The 9,853-nt window shown below is 69.0% G+C and carries 6 protein-coding genes and 2 rRNA genes (1 of these 8 only partly in view); 3 read left to right on the top strand and 5 right to left on the bottom strand.

Annotated elements, in window-relative coordinates:
* The 3 genes from CP973_RS37205 to CP973_RS37195 all read left to right on the top strand — a co-directional run.
* Positions 1–1,411: ribosomal RNA gene (locus CP973_RS37205) — 23S ribosomal RNA — on the top strand; it begins 1,712 nt to the left of the window's first position.
* Positions 1,412–1,485: 74 nt separating this feature from the next.
* Positions 1,486–1,602, top strand: a 5S ribosomal RNA gene (gene rrf / locus CP973_RS37200).
* A gap of 110 nt (positions 1,603–1,712) precedes the next feature.
* Complete coding sequence (locus CP973_RS37195; protein ID WP_150248839.1) at positions 1,713–2,255, top strand: GNAT family N-acetyltransferase; 543 nt, start codon at positions 1,713–1,715, stop codon at positions 2,253–2,255.
* Positions 2,256–2,275: 20 nt separating this feature from the next.
* Here CP973_RS37195 and CP973_RS37190 read toward each other — a convergent pair whose 3' ends face one another.
* From CP973_RS37190 to CP973_RS37170, 5 genes are all read right to left on the bottom strand, one after another.
* Positions 2,276–3,904, bottom strand: coding sequence for a type IV secretory system conjugative DNA transfer family protein (locus CP973_RS37190; protein ID WP_244410314.1), 1,629 nt, complete (start codon positions 3,902–3,904; stop codon positions 2,276–2,278).
* A 185-nt stretch (positions 3,905–4,089) separates the two neighbouring features.
* Entirely contained in the window at positions 4,090–5,514 is a 1,425-nt protein-coding gene (locus CP973_RS37185) for an ATP-binding protein (RefSeq protein WP_208853439.1), read from the bottom strand.
* A 28-nt stretch (positions 5,515–5,542) separates the two neighbouring features.
* Positions 5,543–7,105 carry an SCO6880 family protein gene (locus tag CP973_RS37180; protein ID WP_150248833.1) on the bottom strand — a complete coding sequence of 521 codons (1,563 nt, stop codon included), beginning with the start codon at positions 7,103–7,105 and terminating at the stop codon, positions 5,543–5,545.
* On the bottom strand, positions 7,102–8,511 hold the full coding sequence (locus CP973_RS37175; RefSeq protein ID WP_150248830.1) for a hypothetical protein: 1,410 nt from the start codon (positions 8,509–8,511) through the stop codon (positions 7,102–7,104). Before CP973_RS37175 ends, CP973_RS37180 begins: the two co-directional genes overlap by 4 nt.
* Positions 8,501–9,337: a DUF8175 domain-containg protein gene (locus CP973_RS37170; protein ID WP_150248827.1), complete on the bottom strand. Its 837-nt coding sequence runs from the start codon at positions 9,335–9,337 to the stop codon at positions 8,501–8,503. Before CP973_RS37170 ends, CP973_RS37175 begins: the two co-directional genes overlap by 11 nt.
* Between the last annotated feature and the right edge of the window lie 516 nt (positions 9,338–9,853).

The following is a 9,853-nucleotide window of genomic DNA, read 5'->3' as shown; positions in this document are numbered from 1 at the left end:
ATCCGTCGCACATGTGAGGGTGAGACCTGATGCCGAGCCGATTGTGGTGAAGTGGATGATCCTATGCTGTCGAGAAAAGCCTCTAGCGAGTTTCATGGCGGCCCGTACCCTAAACCGACTCAGGTGGTCAGGTAGAGAATACCGAGGCGTTCGGGTGAACTATGGTTAAGGAACTCGGCAAAATGCCCCCGTAACTTCGGGAGAAGGGGGGCCATTGCTGGTGATCACCCTTGCGGTGTGAGCTGGTGGTGGCCGCAGAGACCAGCGAGAAGCGACTGTTTACTAAAAACACAGGTCCGTGCGAAGCCGTAAGGCGATGTATACGGACTGACGCCTGCCCGGTGCTGGAACGTTAAGGGGACCGGTTAGCTCCATTTCGGTGGGGCGAAGCTGAGAACTTAAGCGCCAGTAAACGGCGGTGGTAACTATAACCATCCTAAGGTAGCGAAATTCCTTGTCGGGTAAGTTCCGACCTGCACGAATGGCGTAACGACTTCTCGACTGTCTCAACCATAGGCCCGGTGAAATTGCACTACGAGTAAAGATGCTCGTTTCGCGCAGCAGGACGGAAAGACCCCGGGACCTTTACTATAGCTTGATATTGGTGTTTGGTTCGGCTTGTGTAGGATAGGTGGGAGACTGTGAAGCGGCCACGCCAGTGGTTGTGGAGTCGTTGTTGAAATACCACTCTGGTCGTGCTGGATGTCTAACCTGGGTCCGTGATCCGGATCAGGGACAGTGTCTGGTGGGTAGTTTAACTGGGGCGGTTGCCTCCTAAAGGGTAACGGAGGCGCCCAAAGGTTCCCTCAGCCTGGTTGGCAATCAGGTGTTGAGTGTAAGTGCACAAGGGAGCTTGACTGTGAGACTGACGGGTCGAGCAGGTACGAAAGTAGGGACTAGTGATCCGGCGGTGGCTTGTGGAAGCGCCGTCGCTCAACGGATAAAAGGTACCCCGGGGATAACAGGCTGATCTTCCCCAAGAGTCCATATCGACGGGATGGTTTGGCACCTCGATGTCGGCTCGTCGCATCCTGGGGCTGGAGTCGGTCCCAAGGGTTGGGCTGTTCGCCCATTAAAGCGGTACGCGAGCTGGGTTTAGAACGTCGTGAGACAGTTCGGTCCCTATCCGCTGTGCGCGTAGGAGTCTTGAGAAGGGCTGTCCCTAGTACGAGAGGACCGGGACGGACGAACCTCTGGTGTGCCAGTTGTTCTGCCAAGGGCATGGCTGGTTGGCTACGTTCGGAAAGGATAACCGCTGAAAGCATCTAAGCGGGAAGCCTGCTTCGAGATGAGGGCTCCCTCCCACTTGATGGGGTAAGGCTCCCAGTAGACGACTGGGTTGATAGGCCAGATATGGAAGCGCCGTAAGGTGTGGAGTTGACTGGTACTAATAGGCCGAGGGCTTGTCCTCAGTTGCTCGCGTCCACTGTGTTAGTTCTGAAGTAACGAACTCGCCTTGCTGGCTGGAGTTCATCTTCATAGTGTTTCGGTGGTCATAGCGTTAGGGAAACGCCCGGTTACATTCCGAACCCGGAAGCTAAGCCTTTCAGCGCCGATGGTACTGCAGGGGGGACCCTGTGGGAGAGTAGGACGCCGCCGAACAATTTTTGTGGGGAGCCCCGCACCGTATGGTGCGGGGCTTTTCCGCGTTCGGGGTGGGAAGAGGGGTGCAACCTGTGGTCAGAGGGGTGGGCTGCTGGGATGCTGGGGCGATGGGGTATCTGATCAGGCCGGTCAAGGCCGACGAGTGGAAGCGGCTCAGGGAGCTGCGGCTGGCGGCACTCGCCGATCCGGTCGCGCGCATCGCCTTCAACGAGTCCTTCGACAAGGTCGCGGCGTTCCCGGACGAGGTGTGGCGCCGCCGGGCGGCGCGGAGCGACGAGGACCGGGACCCACTGACCATCATCGGCGAGGCACCCGACGGCAGTTGGGGCGGCATGGTCGTCGTACTCGTCGAGAGGGAGGGCGCGGACGAGGGGGACGGCGACGAGCCGTGGGCCCATATCGTCGGCGTCTACGTACGTCCGGAACACCGTGGCACCGGGCTGGCGCGCGAGCTGTTCGCGGCAGCGGTGGAGTGGGCCTGGAGCCGCTCCGAGCCGGCGGTGGAACGCGTACGGCTGTGGGTGCACGAGGAGAACGAGCGCGCGCTGGCGCTCTACCGGGCGCTCGGTTTCGTGGAGACCGGCCGCACGATGACCGATCCGAAGGACGGGACGGCCATCGAGCGCGAGATGGCGCTGGAACGCGCGTAGCCAGCTGGGAAGCAGGCCGGTCAGTCCGGTAGCGCCTGCTGTGGCCAGCGGGCGCGGGCCTGCTCCTGGGAGCGCAGGGTGACCACCGTCAACAGCCCCTGCTCGCGGCCCGTTTCGAGCAGCCCGGGCAGCGCCGGGAACGGCGCGAGCGCCGCGATGTCGTGCAGGACGAGGGTGAGTGGTGGGTCGAGCCGGCCGGCGGATGACCGTTCGGCCATGCGGCGGCCGCGCTCGACCACGTTGGAGAGGAGCGCGATGAGCAGCGGCATCGCGCCCGGAGCGGACCGCGGATCCTCGATGGATTCCCCTGCCACGTAGAGCGTTCCCCCTTCGTCGATGAAAGATTCGAGAAGGAGGGCATCGGATCGCGCCGGATTGCACGCGTCCCGGATGTGAATCGAGGAGAGGCACGTCAGGGTCCTGGAGACCAACTCCCGAGCCATCTCCCGGCGTTCCGCATGCGCCGTCAGCACGGACTCCAGCTCGCCTGCCTGCCCCGCCGACGCCTTCCGGTTCGTACGCAGAATTCGTACGGGCTCGTGCGCGGCGCCGCTCGCGTGCGCCCAGCGGTGCAGCTGGCGGAAAGGCCGCCCGTCCACCGCGGCGGCGTGCAGCCAGCAGCGCAGCAGGGTCGTCGCGGCGTCGGCCACCGCGGAGTCGAGGACGCTGGAGGGCCGTACGGGAGTGAGCAGCGCGGCCGCACGGGCGGCTGCGACGCCGATGTCCTCGCAGCCGGACGTCGGCGACCAGCGCATTCGGGCCGGGGTGTCCAGAACGTGCTGCGGGTCGTACGTCAGCAGCGGGCCCAGCTTGGCGCGGGCGTCCTTGGTGTCGGCCCAGAGTGCGGGGTCGGTGGTGGCGACGACCAGGGGGCCCTCGGCCGCCGCGATGGCGGACGCGGCGAGCGCGCCGGCCTGGCGGCGGTCGGTGCCGTAGTGGACGACCGGGGCGGCGTGGGGGGCGAATTCGGGAGTGGGAGCGTCGGGAACGGCATCCGCGGGTGTCTGCGGTGGGCCGACTGGTACGGCCGTGGAGGAGACCGCGGGCTCCGACGGTGCGGCCGGTGTGGGCACAGATGCCGCCGGTGTGGGCACAGGTGCCGCCGGTGCTGTCGGCCCTGCCGGTGCAGGCGCAGGGGGCTCTGGGATAGGGGCAGGCGCTGTCGGCGCAGAGGGCGCTGAGGCAGGCCCAGGCCCGGGCGTAGACCCAGCCGTAGGCCCAGGCGTAGCCCCTGCCATAGGCCCAGCCGCAGCCCCAGACGTCGTCGGCGCCCCCGGAGGCCCGGCAGCCGCCGCGGGACCGCCCCCAGATGCCACCCCGCTCTGCGCGACGCCTCCCTGCCACCCGGCGTCCTTGGCCGCCCCGGCCCGTCGGTTCGCCCGCACCATCCGATAGCGGGCGATCGTCCCCATGGCGAACACCGTCAGGACGACCAGCACCAGCAGCTGGCTGATGAGGATGCCCCAGAACAGGCCGTACCCGGAGAGCTGTGCGGCGGGCGTGTCCGGCCAGGCGGACGGGAGGTCGTGCGGGGCGGTTATCAGGCTGCGCAGGGCCAGGGGCGTACGGGCGAAGGTCACGCCGTCCGGCCAGGCGCCGTGCGTGAAGAGGCCGGCCAGGCCGGTCGCCGTCCACGCCAGGACGGTCATGCCGAGGAGGAAGGCGAGCACGCCGACCAGGAGGGAGTCGGGGATGCCCCGCCCCCGTCCCCGCCCGCCGGGCGCACCGGCCGCGCCCCCCGAAGCACCGGCACCACCGTGCCCGTGCCCGTGTCCGCTCCCCTGTCCGTCCCCGTATCCCTGCCCCGGCCCCTGCCCGTTCCCGTATCCCCGCGTCACGCCACCGTCTCGCTCGACTCGTCCCGGAACTGCCGCTGCATCGCGATCGCCTCGGCCCGCTGTTCGGCCTCGGCGTCCGCCGCCCGCCCGATCGCGAGCGCTTCCTCGGTCATCGTCGCGGAGGTCTCGGTCATCGCCCGGTCGGTGTAGACCAGCGGCCGTTCCGCTTCGGTGACCAGGTGTTTGACGACCTGGACGTTGCCGTTGACGTCCCAGACCGCGATGCCGGGGGTGAGCGTCGGGATGATCTCGACCGCCCAGCGGGGCAGGCCCAGGACGCCGCCGGTGGCCCGGGCCTCGTCCGTCTTCTGGGCGTAGATCGTACGGGTGGAGGCCATCTTCAGGATCGCCGCGGCCTCCTTGGCGGCGGCGCCGTCCACCACGTCGCTGAGGTGGTGGACGACGGCGACGAAGGACAGGCCGAGGCGCCGGCCGAACTTCAGCAGCCGCTGGAAGAGCTGGGCCACGAACGGCGAGTTGATGATGTGCCAGGCCTCCTCGACCAGGAAGATCCGTTTCTTCCGGTCGGGGCGGATCCACGTGTGTTCCAGCCACACGCCGACGATGGCCATCAGGATCGGCATCGCGATCGAGTTGCGGTCGATGTGCGAGAGGTCGAAGACGATCAGGGGCGCGTCCAGGTCGATGCCGGCCGTGGTCGGGCCGTCGAACATGCCGCGCAGGTCACCGTCGACGAGGCGGTCGAGCACCAGCGCCACGTCCAGGCCCCAGGCCCGTACGTCGTCTATGTCGACGTTCATGGCCTCCGCCGACTCCGCCTCCGGGTGGCGCAGCTGCTCGACGATGTCCGTCAGCACCGGCTGACGATTGGTGATCGTCTCGTTGACGTACGCGTGTGCCACCTTCAGCGCGAAGCCGGAGCGCTCGTCCAGGCCGCGGCCCATGGCGACCTCGATGATCGTACGGAGCAGGGCCAGCTGCCCGGTCGTGGTGATCGACGGGTCGAGGGGGTTGAGGCGGATGCCGCCGTTGAGGGCGGCGGTGGGGTCCAGGCGGATGGGGGTGATGCCGAGCTGCTCGGCGATCAGGTTCCACTCGCCGACGCCGTCCTCGCCTTGGGCGTCCAGCACCACCACCTGCCGGTCGCGGAACCGCAGCTGCCGCAGGACGTACGTCTTCTCCAGCGCCGACTTGCCGTTGCCGGACTCGCCGAGGACGAGCCAGTGCGGCGCCGGCAGCTGCTGGCCGTAGAGCTGGAACGGGTCGTAGATGTAGCCCTTGCCGCTGTAGACCTCGCGGCCGATGATCACGCCGGAGTCGCCCAGGCCGGGCGCGGCGGTCGGCAGGTAGACCGCCTGGGCCTGGCCGGTCGAGGTCCGTACCGGGAGTCGCGTCGTCTCCACCTTCCCGAACAGGAAGCTGGTGAACGCCTCGGTGAGTGCCGCGAGCGGATCGAGCATGGCCATGACGTACGCGCCTCCCAGCGGCTTAGCGGCGGATCCCGGTCGCGAACGGCAGCGTGTTGACAAAGGCGCGGTGGTGTTCCCGGTCGCACCACTCCAGTTTGAGGTAACTCTTGCCCGCCGAGGCGCGGATGGTGCGCTTGTCGCGGGCCAGCGCCTCCGGCGAGCGGGCGGAGACGGTGATGTAGCCGACCAGGTTGACGCCCGCGGCGCCCGAGGCCAGGTCCTCGCCGCGCTGGTCGACGCGGCCGTGGTGGGCCACGTCGCGCGGGTCGACCACCCGGTTCATCTTGGCGGCCCGGCTGGCCTCCGCGTCGTCGTTGGTCTTCTCCGTCAGCATCCGCTCGATCGCGATCTCGGTGGGCTCCAGGTCCATGCAGACCGCCACCGTACGGATGACATCGGGAGTGTGCACAAGCAACGGTGCCAGGAAGTTGACGCCGACCGGGGTCAGCGGCCACTCCTTGATCCACGCGGTGGCGTGGCACCACGGCGCGCGGGTGGCCGACTCGCGGGTCTTGGCCTGGAGGTACGTCGGTTCCATCGCGTCCAGCTCGGCCGGCCAGGCGTTGCGCTTGGTCATGGCCTGGATGTGGTCGATGGGGTGGTCCGGGTCGTACATGGAGTGGACCAGGGAGGACAGCCTGCTCTGCCCGAGGGGCTGCCGTACGCGGATGTCGGCCTCCGCCAGCCGCGCGCAGATGTCGGTCAGCTCGCGCGCCATGACGACGGCCAGGCCCGCGTCCCGGTCCAGCTTCTTGCGGATCAGCCCGCCGTTGTGCAGCTGCGCGGCGCGCGCCATGGTCTGCGCCTCGGCGGCCAGTTCGCGGGTGTAGTGCATGCAGGCGACCAGGTAGGCGCGGTGCTGCTCGGAGGAGGTGGAGACCATGGACTGGAGCTGGTCGTAGGAGTCCTGGAGCCAGTCCGGGGCGTCCGGGTTTCCGCGCTGGGCGACGTCCTTGGCGTGCGCGTCCGGGTCGGCGGGGAGCGTACGGGCCAGCATCTGGAGGCGGGTGACGAAGCCGTCCCCGTTGGCGACGTGCTTGAGCAGCGTGCCGAACCGTTCGACCAGCGCCTCCTGGTCCTCGCTGTCGCGCAGGCCGACGCCCGGGCCCTCGATCTCGATGGCGGCGGTGACCGTGCGGCGGTCGGCGTGCAGCAGTACGGCGATCTCGTCCGGGCCGAACGGCGCGCTCAGCCAGTTGATGCGGCCGATGCCGGGCGGCGGGCCGATCTCCACCTCCCGGCCGTCCAGCCGGACGCCCGCCTCGGCGGCGCCGGAGCGGTACGTGGCGCCCCGGCGGACGGTGCGCCGGTAGCTGCGGTTGATCTCGAACCACTTGTAGAACGTACGGCCGCGGTACGGGAAGTAGACCGCGGCGATCGCCAGCAGCGGGAAGCCGGTCAGGCTGGCGATCCGCAGGGACAGCACCGGCACCAGCAGGCCGCACAGCATGCCGAGGAAGGCGCCCGCGATGATCAGCGCGATCTCGCCGGTCTCGCGGTTCTTGCCGACGATCGCGTTCGGGCGGGCGCGGCCGATCAGGTACGTGCGGCGGGGCGTGATCGGGTGCGACTGGGTCGTCAACGCCCGTCACCTCCAGAGGTCTTGCCGGTGCGGGAGTTCCCGGACGGGCCGGAGCCCGAACGGGGGGAGGGATGCGTACGGGACGCGGGGGCGGCGGGGGCCGGGGCGCGGCCGCCGTTGCCCTCGGAGGAGCCGCTGTTACGGCTGCTGTGGGCGGCCACGCCGCCGGACACCGCGTCCGCCGGCCGGGCCTGGCCGCCGCTCTGCTCCGGGCCGCCGCCCCCGCCGGACCTGCGGGAACTGTGCGCCTTGATGCCCTGGGACACCAGCGCGGCGGGCGAGGAGATCACGGCGGCGGCCTGCGAGCCCTCGGTGGCCTGCTTCTTGTTCGTACGGGCGGAGACCATCTCGTCGCCGAAGCCGGGGACGAAGCGGTAGATCACGGCGCTGGCGAAGATGGCCAGCAGGATGATCGCGAGCCCCGAGACGACGGCGGAGAAGGAGTTCGGGCCGTCGCCGGAGGAGAGCGCGCCAGCGATGCCCAGCACGATCACGATGACCGGTTTCACCAGGATCACGGCGATCATGATGCCCGCCCAGCGGCGCACATGGCCCCACATGTTCTTGTCGACCAGGCCCGCGTAGACGACCGTGCCGAGCAGCGCGCCCACGTACAGCAGGGCGGCGCGGATCACCAGCTCCAGCCACAGCACACCGGCCGCGAGCACGGAGACGAGCGAGACCACGATCAGCATGATCGGGCCGCCGCCGATGTCGGTGTCTTTCTTCAGAGCCGCGGCGAACGCGCCGAAGAACGTGTCGGTCTGCGCGCCGGTGCCCTTGGCGATGATCTCGGTGATGCCGTCGGTGGCCGAGACGACCGTGTACAGGATCAACGGCGTGAACGCGGACGCCAGTACGGTCAGCCACAGAAACCCGACCGCCTCGCTGATCGCCTCGGTCAGCCGCACCCCGCGCACGGCCCGCTTGGCGACGGCGAGCAGCCACAGCACGAGCGTCAGCACGGTCGAGGCGGCGAAGACGACGGCGTACTGCTTCAGGAACGCGGCGTTGGTGAAGTCGACCTGCGAGGTCGCCTTCACGGCGTCGGACAGCTTGTCGACAATCCACGCGGCGGCGTTGGCGCAGCCCTTGGCGAGGGAGGTGAGGGGGTCGAGGGGGTTGTTGTCGGTGAGGCCGCCGGGGGATTTGGGGGCGGTGGCGCCGGATTTGTCGCCGTTTTGGCAGTACTCCTTGGCGGGGCCGACGATCAGGTCGCAGTTGTCCGTGGCGGACGCGCTGGGGGACGGGCTCGCGGTGGCACCGGGTGAGGACGCGCCCGGCGTCGGTGTCGCGGTGGGTGATGGTGCGGCCAGTGCGCGAGTGGCCAGCATGAACACCGCCGTTTGTACGGTCGCCAGTGCGGCGGTGATCGAGAGGGCGCGGCTCCGCCGGCTACCGGGCATAGGTGAAGCCTCCGTACTGGTTGACCGCCTTGGCGATCTGGTCCGCTCCGGACGTCTTGTTGTCACCGTTCACCGGTGCCGGGCCGTCCTTCTGGGCGAAGCTCTGCACCTTCCAGTCGCCATCCGCCCAGCGCAGCTCCAGGTGCATGGTGAACCAGTCACTCGTCACCGGTGTGGTCGAACTCGCCCCCGCCGTGCCGAACAGCCCGGTGCACCAGACCTCCAGCCGTGCGGTGTCGCCCTTGAAGGCCGCGACCTTGGTGCCGACGGGAACGGTGCGCGAGATGTACGTCATCCCCTGAGCGGCGTTGCCCTTGGCGTCGAGGCCCAGTTTGGAGAGGAAGTCGGTGGAGTAGGCCTGGTCGAGTTTGCTCTGCATCTCGCCGACCTTGGCCGGTACGAACACCTTCTCGACTATCGCGTGCCGCTCGGTGGGTTTGAGTATGTCGGCAGACACCAGCGCCACCGCATAATTCGCCGCCGCCGACTGCGCCCCCTGCTCCGTCTTCGCGAAGCCCGTCGCGATGCCGCCGTTCTTGCCCTCGACCGGTTTGGTGCCGGTCGGGGCGGTGGACCGGGCGTCGGCGCCCTTCGCCGTGCCGTCGGAGGGCGCCTGGCCGTCGCCGCCCCGGTTCGCGAACGCGATGGCCGCTATCAGGAGGACGACCACGCCGACGACCGTGATCAGGTTCCGGCTGGAGAAGCCCGTACGGGAGCGGCGGCCGGAGCCGTAGGCGTCGCCGCCGCCGTCGGGGAGTCTGGTACGGGTCTGGCCGCCCGGGCCGCCGGGCTCGCCGCCGTACCCACCGCCATCGCTGAGACTCATCGCGCCTGTGCCCCCTCAACCGACATAGCCGTCACTGCCGTCGTTTCGCCACCCGTGTATGACCGTAGCCGCGCGGGCCGCGGCTCGGGTGCAGTGGTACGAGTACATCTCACCGTGACGGAACCTCAGATGCTGGGCGATAGAGGCGAATGGGGGAGCTTGTGGCATTTGCGACCGCCTCATGCGCCGCGTCCGCCGCAGCGTCTCCGCCAAGCCCATGTGTCCCCGCCCGGAACGCGGCCCAATCGGCCCGTTGCCTGCCACGGTGGCGCAAAGCGGAACCGTGCGGAGCGGTACGGGTGGACATCGGCATGTGCTCTCGGCGGGGAGATGGGGCCTGTGGGGATGGTGGTGGGGGAGAGCCGGGCTCACGGGGTGCGGAGGGGCGCACGGAGGGGTGCGGGGCTGCGCGGCACGGGGCCGGGAGCGCCCGGGGGCGCGAGGCGGCCGGTGCGCGGCCTGCGGGGGTGGTGGTGAGGTACGGCGGGCCGCACCTCCGTACGGCCCGGCGGTACG

The sequence above is a fragment of the Streptomyces albofaciens JCM 4342 genome (assembly GCF_008634025.1).
GTDB classification, from domain to species: domain Bacteria; phylum Actinomycetota; class Actinomycetes; order Streptomycetales; family Streptomycetaceae; genus Streptomyces; species Streptomyces albofaciens.
Note: the sequence above shows the minus strand (reverse complement) of the source record. Positions and strands in the feature narration are given on the sequence as shown.